Genomic DNA, 17,795 nt, shown 5'->3' on the forward strand with positions numbered 1-17,795 from the left:
TGCCTGTCCTTAACAAGATAACGGTGGTTGATCTACCCGCTGAAGCAGCAATTTGCCCCGGCTGAAATCCGTGAGATGTTGTTCAAAATCGTCGACCTGGCCATAGGGTAATGCCAGCATCAGGGTAATATCTGCCTGATAATCACTGCGGATAATCTGTCCCCGGTGCAGTTCAAGCATTCTTTCAATCTCAGACAGTTGTCCGTAATCACAGCATAGTTTGAATTCCTGCATCGGAACTTTGGTCTGCCGACTAAGCACAGAAAGTCCTGTTCGTACCCCGCCACCATAGGCTTTTACCAGCCCCCCGGTGCCCAGCATAATACCACCGTAATAACGAACCACTACTGTGGTCACTTCACCCAGACCACTCCCCATTAACTGGGCAAGCATAGGTTTTCCAGCTGTTCCGGAGGGTTCACCATCATCCGAAAAACCCAGTTGCTGTGAATCGTCTGGAGCACCCGCTACCCATGCCCAGCAATGGTGTCGTGCATCAGGATGCAATTCTTTTATCTGCCGGACAAATAACCGCGCCGCCTCAGTGCCTTCAGTATGGGCGAGGTAGGTGATGAAGCGACTTTTTTTAATCGTTTCTTCCGTCACGCAGAGATCAGATGACGGAATTTCATAAGCATCCATCAGGCTAACTGCAGGTCACGGGTCATGTTTTCGATACCATCATCACGGATAACAACGTTATCTTCAATGCGGATACCACCGTACGGCCGCAGTTGATCAATACGCTGCCAGTTAAAGTGCTTACTGAAACTTCCTTGCCGCCAGGGAGATAACAATGAATCAATAAAATAGATCCCCGGTTCTATTGTCAGCACCATTCCGGGCGCCAGGGTGCGTGTACACCGCAGCCACGGGTAATGAGATGGCGCTGCCAAATGTGTCCCCTGATCATCCTGCATAAATCCGGCGACATCATGCACCTGTAAACCCAGCGGATGACCAACACCATGTGGCATAAAGACTGAAGTAATATTTTCACTCACCAGAGCTTCTTCGCTTAGTCCGGTCACCAGGTCAAATTCGCACAATACGCTGGCAATTCTCTGATTCATCTGCAGATGATAGTCTGCATAATTGGTGCCTGCCTGCAGTGTGTTGATCAATGCCTGCTGTTGCTGATCCATCCGGGTCACCAGATCAGCGTAATCAGACCCCACATCTGCGGCATAACTGCGGGTCAGGTCGGCAGCATAGCCATTGTATTCGGCACCGGCATCCAGCAGAAAGCTAAGGGAAACCTCAGGAGCACGGAAATCCAGTTGTGTGTAATGCAGGTAAGAGGCATGTTCGTTCAGTGCCACAATATTTCCATAAGGGACATCGGTATCACGCTGCCCTGTCGCCAGCAAATAGGCCGAATTGATCTGAAACTCACTCTGACCAGAGAAAAAAGCCTGTCTGGCGGCCCGGTGACCCGCAACCGCAATTTTCTGCGCCTCACGCATGCAGAACAGCTCATAATCAGTCTTAAAACTGCGGTAGTAATGAAGAAAATCAATAACAGCCTGTGGATTGATATGCGATTCAATAATACCTAATTGCCGGGCACGTTCGGTTACCGGCCCAATATAAGCCACCCGCGAGCGGTCAGTCGGTAAAAGCTGAGCGATATGCGCCTTGTCTCGCAGTTCAGTGATCTCAAATTCATCGGTCCAGAAACTTTCAGGGACCTGCTCCGGTTTATGCCAGTAATCCACCGGCGAATAAAACCATAATTTTGGTTTGCTGACCCCATCAATCCATAGCCAGCAGTTAGGATTCTGAGTGACAGGCAGCCAGGCTTTAAATTGCGGATTCACCTTAAAGGGATAAGTGTGATCATCAAGAAATACATTCTGCAATTCTCCGGAATGAATGAGTAAGGCTTCCAGATTACCGGCTGCCAGAACCTGCTGAGCATGCTGCTGCAATGTCATCAGATGCGATTTATACAGTTCATTTAGTGAATTCATCCCAAACCTCTTCGCCCTTCGCATTTTTGGTTATTTTAACACAGCTCTTATCCTGATGCCGTGCCTGCCACTGATGTGATCCTGATAACAAATAAGATTCAATTCATTTGCAAATAAACCACCAAAATTTCACACTCAACCATCTGGTACGACCAGATCCCTTTCGCAAATGCAGGAGGCTGACATGCTCTATCAGGGCGATACACTTACCCTAAGCTGGCTCGATGATGGCATCGCCATGCTGGAATTTAATGCCCGGGGTTCAGTTAATACTCTGGATACCGGAACAATCCTTAGTTTAAGTGCCGCACTTGACAGGCTTGAAGCCCTGCCAGAGCTCAGGGGGCTGATTCTGGCTTCGGCTAAACCTGCGTTTATTGTCGGTGCGGATATTAATGAGTTTTTATCTCTGTTTGCAGCCGATGATCAACAGATTCATCAATGGCTAATATTTGCCAACCAGACGTTTTGCCGTCTTGAAGACCTGCCAGTTCCCACCCTGTCCGCCATTAACGGTTACGCACTGGGCGGAGGCTGTGAATGCGTACTGGCCACCGATTTTCGTCTGGTCACTCCGGATGTCAGGATCGGCTTACCGGAGACCCGGCTGGGCATTATCCCGGGCTTCGGGGGGACTGTGCGGCTACCGAGGCTCATTGGCGCCGACAGCGCCCTGGAAATCATCACCGCGGGTAAAGATGTTGACGCAGAAACCGCACTACATCTGGGCCTTGCCGATGCTATCGTCCCTGCGGATAAACTTCGGGCTGCCGCTGTCACCATGCTGAATGAAGTCAGTACAGAAAATTACTGGCAGACTCGCCGCCGTCAGAAACTTGCGGCATTAAAATTAAGCCCCGTCGAGGCCGCAATGAGCTTCACCACAGCCAAAGCGCTGGTCCGGCAAAAGGCGGGACCTCACTACCCAGCCCCTCTGACGGCAGTAAAAACCATCGAGGCCGCTGCAGGTATGGCACGCGATGACGCATTAACCGCCGAAAGAGCCGCTTTTATCCCGTTGGCAAAATCGGAAACGGCACGGGCATTAATTGGCATTTTTCTGAATGACCAGTATGTTAAAGGACTGACACGGAAAAAAGCCACCCACACCACTGCCCCCACACAGGCTGCAGTGCTAGGTGCCGGAATTATGGGCGGTGGTATTGCCTGGCAATCTGCCCGTCAGGGGATTCCGGTCAAAATGAAAGATATTAATCAGCAGGCTCTGGATTCTGGAATCAACGAAGCGAACCGGTTATTAAGCGATCAACAGCAGCGCGGGAAAATTACTCCCCTGCAGTTTGCCGGCATTCTATCCGCGATTCATCCGACACTGGATTATACCGGTTTCGAACAGGTCGATATCGTGGTTGAGGCGGTCACAGAGAATCCACAGATTAAGATAAAAGTACTGACAGAGACTGAGCAACATCTTTCGGATCATGCTCTGCTGACCTCCAATACCTCGACTATCCCTATCAGCCTGCTGGCCCGGCAGCTCAGACGACCGCAGCAGTTTTGTGGAATGCACTTTTTTAATCCGGTTCCCAAAATGCCTCTGGTTGAAATTATCCGAGGTGAACAGACCGCAGAGCCCACTATCGACAGAGTCATTGCCTGGGCTATCGCCCTTGGCAAAACACCGATTGTGGTTAACGATTGTCCGGGATTTTTTGTAAACCGGGTGTTGTTCCCTTATTTCGCCGCCTTCAACCTGTTACTGCTGGACGGCGCAGACTACCGGCATATAGATAAAGTCATGGAATCAGAGTTCGGCTGGCCGATGGGACCCTCATGGTTACTGGATGTGGTGGGAATTGACACAGCATTCCACGCTCAGCAAGTCATGGCGAAGGGCTATCCGGAAAGAATGCAGATTCCTGACAAGGATGTGGTGAGTACACTGTTCCACGCCGGACGCTACGGGCAGAAAAATCACCAGGGCTTCTGGCTCTGGGAAACGGATCGCAAAGGCAAAATGAAGAAAACAGCCGATCCGCAAACTTCAGAATTACTGGCCGGGATTTGTGCCCCCTCCCGCTTATTTACCGATGAAGAAATACTGCAACGGATGATGATTCCGATGATCAATGAAGTGGTGAGGTGCCTGGAAGAAAATATCATCGCCTCTCCGGCAGAAGCTGATATGGCGCTGGTTTACGGTCTGGGATTCCCCGCATTTCGCGGCGGTGTTTTTCGTTATCTTGACAGCCTGGGATCAGACCATTTCCTGCAACAGTCAGCACAGTTTACCGGATTATCACCACTGTATCACGCGCCGGCATTGCTGACGGAAAAAGGCCGTCAGCAGCAAAGTTGGTATGCCCCTCCGGCGCCGATAGCAGGTCGCCTGAATTCTGACCAAGGGAGAGCGTAAATGGAAAACGTTGTGGTTGTAGAAGCGTTGCGAACCCCAATGGGCCGTTCAAAGGGCGGGGCATTCCGCCATTTACGGGCTGAAGACCTATCTGCGCACGTGATGCAGCAAATTCTGTTGCGCCATCCGGCACTGGATCCGGCATCACTGAGCGATATTGTCTGGGGGTGTGTGCAGCAAACCCTCGAACAGGGATTCAACATTGCACGCAATGCGGCTCTGCTGGCCGAAATTCCGGTGCAGGTACCGGCGACCACCGTCAACCGGTTGTGTGGTTCATCTATGCAGGCACTGCATGATGCCAGCCGCGCAATTATGGTAGGAGATGCCGACAGTTGCCTGGTGGGTGGTGTCGAACATATGGGACATGTCCCCATGTCCCACGGGGTCGATTTTCATCCGCAGCTTAGCAGAACCGTGGCAAAGGCTGCCGGTATGATGGGACTGACTGCTGAAATGTTGGCCCGGATGCACGGTATCAGCCGTGAACAGCAGGATAGTTTTGCGCTGCGCTCACACCAGCGGGCATGGCAGGCAACCGTCAGCGGGCAGTTCCTGCGGGAAATCACCCCGATTTACGCTCATGATGCCGGGGGCGTGTTGTTCCGGATGAGTTGTGACGAAGTGATCCGCCATGACACCAGTACGGAAAGTTTAGCCGCCCTGCCCCCGGCTTTTGACCCCGTCAATGGAAGCGTCACTGCCGGGAATTCTTCAGCACTCTCGGATGGTGCGTCAGGAATGCTGATAATGAGTGAAAGCCGCGCCCGTAGCCTCGGACTACCGATGCTGGCCCGGGTTCGTAGCATGGCTGTAACCGGATGTGACCCGTCCCTGATGGGCTATGGCCCCGTCCCGGCAACACGGTTGGCGTTGCAGCGTGCCGGACTGAGTATTGCTGATATTGGACTATTTGAACTTAACGAAGCTTTTGCTGCACAGACGCTGCCCTGTATCAAGGACCTCGGGCTGGCAGATCAACTGGATGAAAAGGTCAATCTGCGGGGAGGTGCAATAGCTCTGGGACATCCACTCGGCTGTTCCGGCAGTCGAATCTGCACTACGCTTATCCATCAGATGCAGGAACATGATGTCGAATTTGGTGTCGCCAGCATGTGCATCGGGCTCGGTCAGGGAATAACGACCGTTTTTGAACGGGTATAAAACGCCGCAGGCGTGACGGACATCTACCGCCACACCTGCGCTTATATCAAACCGACAACATCAGATAAACGCGAATGCATCACCATAAATCTGGCTGCTAACAGCTTCACGTTCAGCGCAGAAACGATCACGCGCGACTTTCGCCATTTCGAAACGACCGGCAATGTAGATATCGTAGTTTTTCAGAGAAGAGTAATCCTGAATGACTGCCGGTAACACTGTCCCGGTCCGACCCTGCCAACTGTCATCAGGCTGTTCGACCACCGGCACAACTTTCAGATTAGGATGTCGTACCGCCAGGGCGTTCAGTTCTTCCAGATCATAAATATGCTGGGGTTCACGTCCCCCCCAGTAAATAGCGATTTCGCGTTGTGGGTTCTGTGACAGGGCGGTCAGCAGGATAGAACGCGCATAAGAGAATCCGGTACCTCCGGCGACCAGAATAATCGGACGGTCACTGTCATTCCGCAATCCAGCATTACCATGTGGCATATCAACCGTAATTTTCCGCTGTTCACGAATACGGTCCATAACCGCCATTGCATACAGGTTATGGTCTGACGCCCCAATATGTAGTTCGATGATATCTTTTTCCATTGGGGTTGAGGCTAGCGAGAACGGACGTTTATCGTTCTCTTCCATCACGACCATCAGATACTGTCCTGCCTGAAAATCATAGTCGGACTCTGGAACTAACCGGACCCGATAGACAGTGTCGGTAATAGTTTCTACAGAAATTACTTTACAGCTTAATCTTGTCATGCATTCCCTCTGTCGGGTCATCAGCTAAATTGGGTGGTTGTCGGTTACCGTTTGGGTTGAGGTTCGAAAATCGCCAGCTCATCCCAGATTTCATCAATCCTTGCCGTTACACGGGGATCTTTGACGATTGGTCGTCCCCATTCACGATCCGTTTCTCCCGGCCATTTATTCGTGGCATCCATACCCATTTTCGACCCCAGCCCGGACACCGGTGAAGCAAAATCCAGATAGTCGATGGGTGTGTTTTCAACAATCACCGTATCTCTGGCCGGGTCCATCCGGGTGGTAATCGCCCAGATGACATCATTCCAGTCACGGGCATTCACATCATCATCGCAGACAATGACAAACTTAGTGTACATAAATTGTCGCAGGAACGACCATACCCCAAACATAACGCGTTTCGCGTGTCCGGCATATTGTTTCTTCATTGTCACTACCGCCAGCCGGTAAGAACAACCCTCCGGGGGCAGATAAAAATCGACAATTTCAGGAAACTGCTTAATCAGAATCGGGACCAACACTTCATTCAGCGCCACCCCGAGGGCGGCTGGTTCATCTGGCGGACGGCCGGTGTAGGTTGAATGATAAATGGCCTGCTGGCGTTTAGTAATATGCGTTACGGTAAATACCGGAAAGTTATCCACTTCATTATAATAACCGGTATGGTCCCCGTAAGGGCCTTCCGGAGCCATATCACCCTGTTCAATATAACCTTCAAGGATAATTTCGGCACTGGCTGGGACTTCCAGTTCATTCGACAGTGATTTGACGACCTCAGTCTTAGTGCCTCTCAGCAATCCGGCAAAAGCATACTCCGATAAACTGTCAGGGATAGGGGTTACCGCGGCCAGGATAGTTGCCGGATCTGCTCCTAAAGCCACAGAAACCGGAAAACGTTCCCCGGGATGAGCTTTACACCATTCCTGAAAATCAAGCGCACCACCACGATGAGACAGCCAGCGCATAATCAACCGGTTCCTGCCAATCACCTGCATACGATAGATGCCAAGATTTTGTCGTTCTTTATGTGGCCCACGGGTGACCGTCAGGCCCCAGGTAATCAGCGGGGCAGCATCTTCCGGCCAACAGGTCATGACAGGAACCGACGCCAGATTGACCTCATCTCCTTGTAAGACGATTTCCTGGCAAGGAGCATGACTGCGACGTTTGGTTGGCATGTTCAGTACTTGTTTGAAACGCGGCATTTGTTCAAATAAGTCACGAAAACCTTTCGGCGGGCTGGGTTCTTTAAGGAATGCCAGCAGTTCACCGACATCACGTAACGCACTGACGTCCTCCTGTCCCATCCCCATCGCCACCCGTTTGGCAGTACCGAACAGGTTACAAAGTACCGGCATGTCATAGCCTTTAGGATTCTCAAACAACAAGGCTGGCCCACCGGCCCGTAGCGTCCGGTCTGCGATCTCGGTCATTTCTAATGCAGGATCAACAGGATAACTGATTCTTTTTAACTCGCCACGCTGCTCAAGTTGTTGCAGAAAGTCTCTTAAGTCCTGATATTTCATGAGGTTTTTACTTTGTTGCCGGAGATAATCTGGTCATTATAGGGATGTTCGCATCAGGATGCTGAAATTTATTAACCCTCTATGCGGGTGAGTGATAAATTATCCGTGTTCACCGCCGGACGATCTGATGCAGCAACTCACGGGGTTCAGCACTGATTAAAAATAATTAAATATCCGCTAACAGCAAAGGCTACACCACAGATTTACGTTAATGAATAGCCTATAACTCTGTTACCGGTTTTGCTATTCTTGGCTGCCTGCTATCTGGAGCTGTTATGGAATCATGGTACTTACTTTTTTGCAAACGTGGTCAGCTGTTGAGGGCCCAGGAACATCTGGAACGTCAGGGTATTGCCTGTATGAGTCCGATGATTGAAGTAGAAAAAACAGTTCGCGGTAAACTCAGCAAGGTGAGTGAACCTTTGTTTCCCAATTACTTGTTTATCCGCTTCTCTCCTGAAGTCATTCACACCACGACCATCGCTGCTACCCGTGGCGTCAGCCATTTTGTCAGATTCGGCGCTTTGCCTGCGACGGTCCCGGAAGAAGTGATTGAGAGCATCTCCTGTCACGATTATCAGGCACTTCTGTCAGAAGAACTGCCCCGGCAGGGAGATGAAGTCGAGATTATCGCCGGGACATTCGAGGGCTTACGGGCGATTTTTGCCGAACCTAAGGGTGAATCCCGCTCAATATTACTGTTGAATCTGTTGAACAAGCAGGTCGTCCGCAGTGTCAGCAATCAGCAATTCCGGAAAATATGATCAGTTCAGCCGAAATAACTGCCGCGCATTATGATCAATCTGTTGTGCCAGTTGTTCAGTCTCTTCATTTCTCCAGCCAGCAACCTGCTGCACAATATGTGGCAGGAAGCAGGGTTCATTACGTCGTGAAGGTGGGCGGGGATGCATATCTCTCGGAATAAGGTACGGAGCGTCCGTTTCCAGCAGCAAACGACCACCCGGGATTGACGTCAACAACTCTCTTAACTCCAATCCCCTGCGTTCGTCACATACCCAGCCAGTAATTCCCACCGACAGACCTGCGGCCAGATACTCTTCCAGCTCCTGACGGTTGCCGGTAAAGCAATGCACTACCGCTGCCGGTATTTTGTCGAGCCAGGGGGATAACACTGCCATAAAGCGCTGATGGGCCTCACGACAATGCAGGAATACCGGTAATTGCAACTCAGCAGCTAACGCCAGTTGCGCATCAAATGCGTATTCCTGTTGATTGTGGTCAGAGAGATTACGGTTGAAGTCGAGTCCGCATTCACCGATTGCAACGACTTCGGACTGGCCAGCCAGCCGGCGCAGAGTTCCTGCCGTTTCCTGAGACCATTCACTGGCATGGTGGGGATGAACGCCAGCAGTGGACCAGCAATATCCGGAATGTTGTTTCGCCAGCGATAATGCCTGCTGGCTTTCCAGGGCGTTAGTCCCGGTGATAAGCATTCCGGACACCCCTGCCGCCCGTGCACGGGCTACCACCTGCTTACGATCCTTTGCAAACTGCGTACTGGTCAGGTTGACTCCAATATCAAACATAATTTTTCCCAAAAATCTCAACCACCCTGACGGGTGGTTTTAGTTAACCCTTCACGTAGTGACGGGACCTGAGTTGGGATCTCAGGAGTCTGTATCCTGATCCTGGTCCTTATCCCAACGTCCTTTTCCTACGTAGTAACGTGAGAAGAATACGCCGACTTCAAACAGGCAGTACATCGGAATAGCGAGCAAAGTTTGGGAAAAAACGTCTGGCGGGGTTAATAACATACCCACCACAAAGGCGCCTACCAGCATATAAGGACGTTTCTTTTTCAGATCATCTGGTGAGGTAATCCCGGTCCAGCACAACAATACAATCGCCACCGGCACCTCAAACGCTACGCCGAAGGCGAGAAACAACGCCATCACAAAGTCGAGGTAATTACTGATATCTGTAGCAATCTGTACGCCGTGCGGCACGGTTTTGGCAAAAAAACCAAACGCCAACGGGAATACCACAAAATAAGCAAAGCAAACACCGATGTAGAACAGTAGCGAGCTGGAAAACAGTAACGGCATAATCAGCTTGCGTTCGTGCCGGTAGAGCGCGGGAGCTACAAAGGCCCACAACTGGTAGAGAATCACCGGTACAGCCAGAAAAATCGAGACAATAATGGTAAGTTTAATCGGCGTAAAGAAAGGTGATGCAACATCCGTTGCAATCATGCTGGCACCCGTAGGCATCTGACGAATCAGCGGCGCAGCCACCAGTTGATAGATGTCATTGGAAAAATATACCAGGCAGAGAAATATCACCAGCACGGACACAATGCAATAAAGCAAGCGCTTACGTAGCTCAATCAGATGGCTGATCAGCGGTTGAGTATCTTGTACATCCATGATTATCTTTCTTCGCTTACCGGTGAGGCAGGTTTAGTATCGGACACGGGTTCCGTTTTAACACTGCTGGCTGTCTGATGATCTGCTTTCACTGATGTTTCTGCAGAAGAGTGTGTCGGGTGCTGAGGCACTTCTGCCGTAGTCCCGGTCTGTGCCGAAGCAGGCGGATTTACCGGTTCCGGAGCAGAAGTCGTTGCTGACTGCGGGCTCACCGGCTCCGGTGCAGAAGTCGTTGCTGGCTGATGAATGGTATGCGGATCACCGGAAGACGCCGTATTTGCCTTATCATCCTCGCCTTCAAGGTCTGTGGCCTCCCGGTAAGTACGTTTCATCGACTCGGCCGTTTTCCGCAGTTCATCCATTGACTCTTTCAGCTCTGGCGAAAGAGTGCCTTTACCAGCCTCTTCAACTTTTTTCAGGCTATCCTGTAACTCCTGCAGTTTTAACTCCTGAGCCAGTTCATTCTGTACATTGGCTGCCAGAGAACGCATGGCACGGATCCAGCCAACGACTGTTTTCACCGCCACAGGTAACCGTTGAGGCCCAAGCACAATCAGACCAATCACGAATATCAGTAAGAGCTCACTAAAACCTATATCGAACACGGGTTATACCTGATCGTTGTCTTTACGGGATTCTTCTTTCTTAGAAGAAGTAGGTAATTCGTCAGAGAGTGGTTTTGCGGGGAAATCCGCATCTTTACTCTTTTTATCATCTTCATCGCTCATGGCTTTTTTGAAACCTTTGATTGAAGATCCTAAATCTGAACCCAGTCCACGCAGTTTTTTGGTACCAAACAACAGCACCAGAATGACTACAATGATAAGTAACTTCCAGATACTAATGCCGCCCATTTCTTAACCTCTGAAGATCTATGATCCAACAAAACACAGCGTGTAAAAACACCTCAATCCCCTGACAGTAGCGCGTTTGGGATAAGGCTGACAATCAGTTTGTCTTACGCCAACCGATGATCCATGTTAACACACCAGCAACAATCAGTATTGCCGAAGTGACATCCCACTGCGGCCGGCCGATAGCAATCGCCGTACCACTTAACATAAATACTGCCCCCATCCCCAGCAGATAGCGGGCCTGGCTGTGCCGGACACGCTGAGCATTCATTTCAAGGGCCAGTTTATCTACACTATGTTTCAGTAATTTATGCTGTCGCATTCCGTCATAAAATAACTCCGGCAGCTCAGGTAATTTTTCAGCCCAGGAAGGCGCTTTTGATTTTACTGCCCGCCATATAGCGGGTAAGCCAACCTGATCTTTAATCCACTCTTCAAGAAAAGGTTTGGCCGTTTTCCACAGATCCAGTTGTGGGTAAAGTTGGCGGCCAATGCCTTCAACATACAATAATGTTTTCTGCAACAGAACCAATTGTGGCTGCACTTCCATATTGAACCGACGTGCGGTATTGAACAGATTGAGCAGCACATGGCCAAAGGAGATTTCGGCCAGCGGCTTTTCGAAAATTGGCTCACACACAGTGCGGATAGAAAATTCAAAATCTTCCACATTCGTATCCGGAGGAACCCAGCCAGAATCAACATGCAGCTCAGCGACCCGCCGGTAATCGCGATTAAAGAAAGCGATAAAATTTTCTGCCAGATAGCGTTTATCGTCTTTATTTAAAGAGCCAACAATTCCGCAATCGATACCAATATATTGTGGATCTTCCGGGTGTTCATAACTGACAAAGATGTTACCGGGGTGCATATCCGCATGGAAAAAACTGTCACGAAACACCTGGGTAAAAAATACCTGAACGCCACGTTCAGCCAGCAGTTGCATGTTAACGCCATGTGCTCTCAGGGTGGCAGTGTCAGAAATGGGAATTCCGTAGATACGCTCCATGACCAGCATGCTTTCACTACAATAGTCCGAATAAATCAGAGGGACATACAGCATCTTACTATTGTCGAAATTACGCCGCAGTTGAATGGCATTTGCGGCTTCACGTAACAAATTAAGCTCGTCAATCAACGTTTTTTCGTAATCCCTGACCACTTCGACCGGCCGTAATCGTCTGCCGTCTGGCAGCAGCCGTGGAACCCAGCGCGCCAGCCGGTAAATCAGCCGCATATCCGCTTTGATAACTGGCAGAATATCCGGACGAATGACCTTAATAACAATGTGCTGACCATTCTCTTTCAGGGTCGCAGTGTGAACCTGAGCAATCGAAGCCGATGCCAACGGGGTGATTTCAAAATCGTCAAACCATCGTTCCACCGGTCCGCCGAGGGACTTTTCAATTTGTGCTTTAGCTCTGATACCGTCAAAAGGAGGAACTTTGTCCTGCAACGCGGACAGTTGATCAGCTATCTCCGGTGGAAACAAATCTCGTCGTGTTGACAGCATCTGACCGAACTTAATCCAGACCGGTCCGAGTTGTTCAAGTGCCATCCTTAAACGCACACCCAACTCTTCCTGCGGGTGACGATTAGGGATCCAAAAGATACACCGCCGCCACAGACGTACCAGCAAAGTCAGACGGGTCCTTGGGATGAGTTCATCCAAACCATGAGACAAAAAAATACGAATAATGAAATAGAGTCGCCGAATTTCTCCAACAGTCATTTCTTCTCCCATTGCGCCAGCCGTGCATCCAGCGCAGCCAGCTTTTTGTCCAGTGCCGCAGTTTCTTCGCAAAACCACGCCACTTCGAGTGTGCCAGGTGCCGCCCGCCACTCCTCGGTCAGTATTTCTCCCAGTTGCCGTTGCCTGCTACTGATGTCTTGCCGGACAAAGGAAAACAATCGTTGTCCTGCCCGGCTGATTCCCTGAGCAGCAATATCTCCGACAAACGGCGCCAGATACTCCGCCGGATCCAGTTCGGCCAGATCCATCAGTGCTGAAAACTGCTGAATAACCTGCAGATCTCCCTGCACATCCAGTTTACCCTGACGAATCAGTGAAGTCAGATTCTGCCGGTCACGCAACTCTGGCAATACGCCTAATGCCAGTGAGACAGTACAATCGCTGCTGTCCTGCCAGTCACCCACCACATCCAGTTGCTGTTCACCGAAAACCAGCACCAGTGGCCGGGAAAACTCACTGAACTTCAGTGTCAGAACTTTCCCTTTCAGTCGCTGACGTGCCGGTTTCAGGCCGCGATCCTGATAAAGAACACGGTTAAGCACATTCTCTATCGTCGCTGTCAGCAGTGGCATCGCCGTCATTGCTGTGAACATCAGAATTTATACCCACGGTGGAGAGCAACAATGCCTCCGGTCAGATTGTAATAGGAAGTATTTTCGAACCCGACATCGTTCATCATCCCTTTCAACGTTTCCTGATCAGGATGCATACGAATAGATTCCGCCAGATACCGGTAGCTTTCGGCATCTCCGGCAACAACCTGACCGATACGGGGCAGAATGTGGAAAGAGTACGCATCATAGGCCTTACTGAGCGGTTCAAGCAGCGGTTTGGAAAATTCCAGCACCAGCAGGCGACCACCGGGTTTAAGTACCCGGAACATAGAGGCCAGCGCTTTTTCTTTCTCGGTCACGTTTCGCAGGCCAAAAGAGATAGTAATGCAGTCGAAATAATTATCAGGAAAGGGTAGTGCTTCGGCATTTGCCTGAACATAGCTGACGTTACCGGATATTCCCCGGTTACGTAACTTCTCGCGCCCCATCTTCAGCATTGAACTGTTGATATCTGCCAGCACGACCTGACCCGTTTCCCCTACCAGCCGGGAGAATTTAGCGGTCAGATCACCGGTGCCACCAGCCAGGTCGAGTACCCGCTGCCCGCGACGGACGCCACTGCAGTCAATGGTAAAACGTTTCCAGATGCGATGGATACCCATCGACATTAAATCGTTCATCAGGTCATATTTTGCTGCCACGGAATGGAAAACATCGGCAACTTTTTCAGCCTTTTCGTTTTTTGCTACGGTCTGAAAACCAAAATGCGTTGTTTCCTGAGTTTCCTGAGATTCATCTGCCATCGGTATTACCTGCTATGTAATCAATACTGTCTGAAGTGTACCAGACTCCCGAAGGTCAGGCACGTTACTGCACTACTATTCAGCATTTCCCCGGGGGTTTTCACTATTGTCCCACGGATTCCCGGAAGCGACCAGTGAGCTTTCTTTTTCACTGTCAGTTTCCGCGACTTCAGAGTCAAAAGAGAGCGCTTTTTCCGTGATTTTCGGATCAATCGGCCGACGAACCTCAACTCCCAGCCGACGAAACGCTTCCGTGCGGGCTATCATATTTCCGCGCCCTTCCGTCAGTTTTTTCATCGACTGTTGATAGCTGTCCCGTGCTTTATCCAGGTGACTACCCATCGCCTGCATATCGTCGACAAACAGTCGCATCTTGTCATATAAACGCCCGGCTTTATCGGCAATCTGCTGGGCATTCTGGCTTTGATGTTCATAACGCCAGAGATTACTGATAGTGCGTAGTGCCACCAACAGGGTGGTCGGGCTGACCAGCATTATATTTTGTGCTAACGCCTCATTGACCAGTTCAGGCTCTCTGTCGAGTGCCAGTAAAAAGGCCGGTTCTACCGGAATAAACATCAGCACATAATCCAGCGAACGTACACCGGGTAACTGCTGGTAATCTTTTCGGCTGAGTAAACGAAGGTGGCTACGTACAGCGCTGATATGTTCCCGGACCGCCTGTTCCCGCAGCAGATCATCTTCTTCTGCATTAAAATACCGTTCATAAGCGACCAACGTCATTTTTGCGTCAATGACCACATCTTTATTTTGCGGCAAATGTACAATCACATCCGGCTGAAAACGTCCGTCATTTCGGTGAATACTGACCTGGGTCTCGTATTCATACCCCTCCCGCAATCCTGAGGCTTCCAGCACCCGGCTGAGGATCACCTCGCCCCAGTTGCCCTGGGTCTTATTATCGCCTTTCAGGGCGCGGGTCAGGTTAACGGCTTCGCGGGCCATTTGACTATTCAGTTTTTGTAACTGACGAATTTCATGTGTAAGCGTATGCCGCTCACGGGCTTCACTACTGAAACTTTCGTTGATTTGCCGACGAAAACCTTCCAGCTGTTCCCGCAACGGTGTCAGTATTCCGTGCATACTTTGCCGATTTTGCTCGTCAAAACGCCGTCCACTGTTTTCAAAAATCCGCCCGGCCAGATTTTCAAATTGCGCTGCCAGCCGCTGTTCACTGTTGAGCAGTAAACGCTGCTTCTCTTCTGCCGCCAGACGGGTTTCTTCCAGCCGGGTGGTCACCTCACGCAGTTCTGATTCCTGCGCCCGGTGAATATCAGCCTGATGACGCAGTTCCTGGTTCAACTGCCCGGCCTGCTCACGCCAGTAGGTCAGTTGTTGGAGCTTCTCCTGCTGCGCAGCCAGCTCAGCATGCAAGTGGCGCAGTTCGGCCTCTTTTTGTCGCTCGCTATGCTGTCCGCTGCTCAATTCCTGCTGCAGCCGCTCAATCGTCTTCTGCCCCGCCTGTTGCTCTGCCTGATAACGCGCCAACTGATGACCGTTACGCAGTGCCGATATCAGCCAGCCCAGAACAGCACCGCCCAGTAACAGGCATCCTGAAATAATGAATTGCGTGTCCACCCGCTTCTCCACTTAACACTTTGTCAGAGGAAAGGTAGAGTGGCACTGTATAGATGTCCAGATATTTTTACAGTTGAGGATTTCCGGCTAAAGACAGCAACCAGGCCATCCTGCCGGAAGAGTGAGGAGGATTATAATAACGCTTTGGCCGCATCGACCACGATTTTTACTGCCTGACTTTCGGTCTGCTTCATGGTCGCGCTGTCCGGGATCTCTTTCTGGGTACGGTTGACTATCACTCCGGCTATCATACCTGCCCGTAGTCCCTGGCTGGCACACATCGTTAGCAGGGTGGCTGACTCCATTTCATAGTTCAGTACCCCCATCGACTGCCACTCCTCCATAGAGCCTCTGAACGCTTTCACCACTCTGCCAGAGAAAGTGTCATAACGTTCCTGCCCCGGATAGAAGGTATCTGAAGAAGCCGTGATGCCGATATGGGTGGTCGCTCCGGCGCGGCGGGCTGCCTCTGCCAGGGCAGTGGTACAGGTAAAATCGGCCACTGCCGGAAACTCAAGTGGCGCAAAATGCAAACTGGCCCCATCCAGCCTGACCGACGCCGTAGTCACCAGCACATCCCCGACATTAATATGCGGCTGTATCGCCCCTGTCGTTCCCACCCGCAAAAATGTCCGGACTCCCAACTGAGCCAGTTCCTCTACCGCAATCGAGGTAGAAGGTCCACCAATCCCGGTAGAACAGATAATGACAGGTTTACCCTCAATAAAGGCTATCCAGCTGCTAAACTCACGATGGGATGCGAGCTGGCGCGGATTATCCATCAGTTCCGCAATTTTTTTCACCCGATCCGGGTCACCGGGCACAATCGCCAGTGTGGCTCCCTGAAGATCGGCTTTAGTCAGTCCAAGATGAAAAACGTCGGATTGCGACATAAGTACCTCAATCAGCAGCTAGTGAATAATGATTCGATTGTACTTGAAGCACTGGTTTTTTATGTGACAGAAATCAACCTTAAAATGTGACATTACATACCTTGTCAGAAAAATATAGATGCAGATCTCAAATCTCTCGGTAAAGCCGATTATTTCCCGATCACCAGTGCAATCCTGAACCACATTTTGTAAACCACCAGAGGTAGACTGGGGCAACTGGAATAAAGTTTTTGGTATGGCGACGTTCTGTTCGGGAATTAACAACTTTACGGGAGTCCTTAATGAATAGTTCAATCGGCAATCAGGGCAGTACCGCAGACGCAGTTCACTGCACAGAAACTACGCTCCCGAGCCGTGGTGATTTATTACCGGCCTTTCTGGCAAAACCCTCTCAATCTGTGTCTGCCCCGTTTCCCGTTATCCTGGTGGTACACGAAATTTTTGGTATCAATGATTATATCCGCGATATCTGTCGCCGTCTGGCGGAGGCCGGTTATCTGGCGATCGCTCCTGATCTGTTTTTCCGTCATAGTGATCCCGCCAGTTTCAGCTCCCCGCAACAACTGAAAAATGAACTGGTCGGCAAAGTGGCCGACCGTGAGGTGCTGGCCGATCTTGATCACGCCGCTAACTGGGCAGCAACCCATGGTGGCGATCTGCGACGGCTCGGGTTAACCGGTTTTTGTTGGGGGGGAAGAATAGCCTGGTTATATGCTACCCATAATCCGCAATTACAGGCTGCCGTGGCCTGGTATGGTCATCTGCATCCACAAATCACTCTGCGTCAACCGGTGACCCCGGTCGATGCTGCTGCCAGTCTGACGGCCCCGGTTCTCGGCCTGTACGGCGCTCTGGACCCGATGATTACCGCAGAAAACGTCGCACTGATGCAGCAGGCATTACGCGCGGCCAATTCTGATTCTGAAATTATCACTTACCCTGATGCTGGACATGCCTTTCATGCTGATTACCGGCCAAACTATCATGCAGAGTCAGCACAGGATGGATGGCAACGAATGCTGGAATGGTTTGGCCGCTACGGGGTGGCTCCCGCTCATCCGGGCTCTTAACCTGCTTCAGCCTCTTTTGTCCTGTGGCGGTGAAAATTCAGACGGACTCCGAAGGCACGAAAAATTATCCGGGATAG

The 17,795-nt window shown here is 50.7% G+C and carries 17 protein-coding genes; 4 read left to right on the top strand and 13 right to left on the bottom strand.

The window, feature by feature from the left end; genetic code table 11:
- Nucleotides 1-9: 9 nt before the first annotated feature.
- Both HA49_RS16805 and pepQ read right to left on the bottom strand, forming a co-directional pair.
- Nucleotides 10-642: an IMPACT family protein gene (locus HA49_RS16805; protein WP_038015339.1), complete on the bottom strand. Its 633-nt coding sequence runs from the start codon at nucleotides 640-642 to the stop codon at nucleotides 10-12.
- On the bottom strand, nucleotides 642-1,973 hold the full coding sequence (gene pepQ / locus HA49_RS16810) for a Xaa-Pro dipeptidase (protein ID WP_038015341.1): 1,332 nt from the start codon (nucleotides 1,971-1,973) through the stop codon (nucleotides 642-644). Before pepQ ends, HA49_RS16805 begins: the two co-directional genes overlap by 1 nt.
- 184 nt (nucleotides 1,974-2,157) lie before the next feature.
- On the opposite strand from pepQ, the gene fadB reads away from it, so the two are divergent.
- Both fadB and fadA read left to right on the top strand, forming a co-directional pair.
- Entirely contained in the window at nucleotides 2,158-4,350 is a 2,193-nt protein-coding gene (gene fadB, locus HA49_RS16815; RefSeq protein ID WP_046791891.1) for a fatty acid oxidation complex subunit alpha FadB, read from the top strand.
- Complete coding sequence (fadA, locus tag HA49_RS16820) at nucleotides 4,351-5,514, top strand: acetyl-CoA C-acyltransferase FadA (RefSeq protein WP_038015343.1); 1,164 nt, start codon at nucleotides 4,351-4,353, stop codon at nucleotides 5,512-5,514.
- A gap of 60 nt (nucleotides 5,515-5,574) precedes the next feature.
- Here fadA and fre read toward each other — a convergent pair whose 3' ends face one another.
- Together fre and ubiD are read right to left on the bottom strand one after the other, a co-directional pair.
- Nucleotides 5,575-6,276, bottom strand: a complete 702-nt coding sequence (gene fre / locus HA49_RS16825; RefSeq protein ID WP_038015345.1) for an NAD(P)H-flavin reductase — start codon at nucleotides 6,274-6,276, stop codon at nucleotides 5,575-5,577.
- 44 nt (nucleotides 6,277-6,320) lie between these two features.
- Entirely contained in the window at nucleotides 6,321-7,805 is a 1,485-nt protein-coding gene (gene ubiD / locus HA49_RS16830) for a 4-hydroxy-3-polyprenylbenzoate decarboxylase (protein WP_038015348.1), read from the bottom strand.
- A 275-nt stretch (nucleotides 7,806-8,080) separates the two neighbouring features.
- Here ubiD and rfaH point away from each other — a divergent pair, with 275 nt between their 5' ends.
- Entirely contained in the window at nucleotides 8,081-8,569 is a 489-nt protein-coding gene (gene rfaH / locus HA49_RS16835) for a transcription/translation regulatory transformer protein RfaH (protein ID WP_038015350.1), read from the top strand.
- On the opposite strand, the gene tatD is transcribed toward rfaH, so the two are convergent.
- From tatD to udp, 9 genes are all read right to left on the bottom strand, one after another.
- Nucleotides 8,570-9,352: a 3'-5' ssDNA/RNA exonuclease TatD gene (gene tatD, locus HA49_RS16840; RefSeq protein ID WP_038015353.1), complete on the bottom strand. Its 783-nt coding sequence runs from the start codon at nucleotides 9,350-9,352 to the stop codon at nucleotides 8,570-8,572.
- Nucleotides 9,353-9,433: 81 nt separating this feature from the next.
- Nucleotides 9,434-10,192 carry a Sec-independent protein translocase subunit TatC gene (tatC, locus tag HA49_RS16845; RefSeq protein ID WP_038015356.1) on the bottom strand — a complete coding sequence of 253 codons (759 nt, stop codon included), beginning with the start codon at nucleotides 10,190-10,192 and terminating at the stop codon, nucleotides 9,434-9,436.
- Nucleotides 10,193-10,194: 2 nt separating this feature from the next.
- The gene (gene tatB / locus HA49_RS22090) at nucleotides 10,195-10,797 is read right to left on the bottom strand and encodes a Sec-independent protein translocase protein TatB (protein ID WP_046791892.1); all 603 of its coding nucleotides are present in this window, start codon (nucleotides 10,795-10,797) and stop codon (nucleotides 10,195-10,197) included.
- 3 nt (nucleotides 10,798-10,800) lie between these two features.
- Nucleotides 10,801-11,046 carry a twin-arginine translocase TatA/TatE family subunit gene (gene tatA / locus HA49_RS16855; RefSeq protein ID WP_038015359.1) on the bottom strand — a complete coding sequence of 82 codons (246 nt, stop codon included), beginning with the start codon at nucleotides 11,044-11,046 and terminating at the stop codon, nucleotides 10,801-10,803.
- Between the two features lie 94 nt (nucleotides 11,047-11,140).
- A complete protein-coding gene (gene ubiB / locus HA49_RS16860; RefSeq protein WP_038015738.1) occupies nucleotides 11,141-12,778 on the bottom strand; it encodes a ubiquinone biosynthesis regulatory protein kinase UbiB in 1,638 nt (545 codons plus the stop codon).
- The gene (gene ubiJ / locus HA49_RS16865) at nucleotides 12,775-13,380 is read right to left on the bottom strand and encodes a ubiquinone biosynthesis protein UbiJ (RefSeq protein ID WP_038015740.1); all 606 of its coding nucleotides are present in this window, start codon (nucleotides 13,378-13,380) and stop codon (nucleotides 12,775-12,777) included. Before ubiJ ends, ubiB begins: the two co-directional genes overlap by 4 nt.
- Before the next feature lie 11 nt (nucleotides 13,381-13,391).
- Entirely contained in the window at nucleotides 13,392-14,156 is a 765-nt protein-coding gene (gene ubiE, locus HA49_RS16870) for a bifunctional demethylmenaquinone methyltransferase/2-methoxy-6-polyprenyl-1,4-benzoquinol methylase UbiE (protein WP_038015361.1), read from the bottom strand.
- Between the two features lie 75 nt (nucleotides 14,157-14,231).
- Nucleotides 14,232-15,755, bottom strand: coding sequence for a DNA recombination protein RmuC (gene rmuC / locus HA49_RS16875; protein WP_046791893.1), 1,524 nt, complete (start codon nucleotides 15,753-15,755; stop codon nucleotides 14,232-14,234).
- 131 nt (nucleotides 15,756-15,886) lie between these two features.
- Entirely contained in the window at nucleotides 15,887-16,648 is a 762-nt protein-coding gene (udp, locus tag HA49_RS16880; RefSeq protein WP_038015364.1) for a uridine phosphorylase, read from the bottom strand.
- Nucleotides 16,649-16,929: 281 nt separating this feature from the next.
- On the opposite strand from udp, the gene HA49_RS16885 reads away from it, so the two are divergent.
- Nucleotides 16,930-17,718 (top strand): dienelactone hydrolase family protein, encoded by a 789-nt coding sequence (locus HA49_RS16885; protein ID WP_046791894.1) that lies wholly within the window; start codon nucleotides 16,930-16,932, stop codon nucleotides 17,716-17,718.
- The last annotated feature ends 77 nt before the right edge of the window (nucleotides 17,719-17,795 follow it).

The organism is Tatumella morbirosei (assembly GCF_000757425.2).
Classification (GTDB): domain Bacteria; phylum Pseudomonadota; class Gammaproteobacteria; order Enterobacterales; family Enterobacteriaceae; genus Tatumella; species Tatumella morbirosei.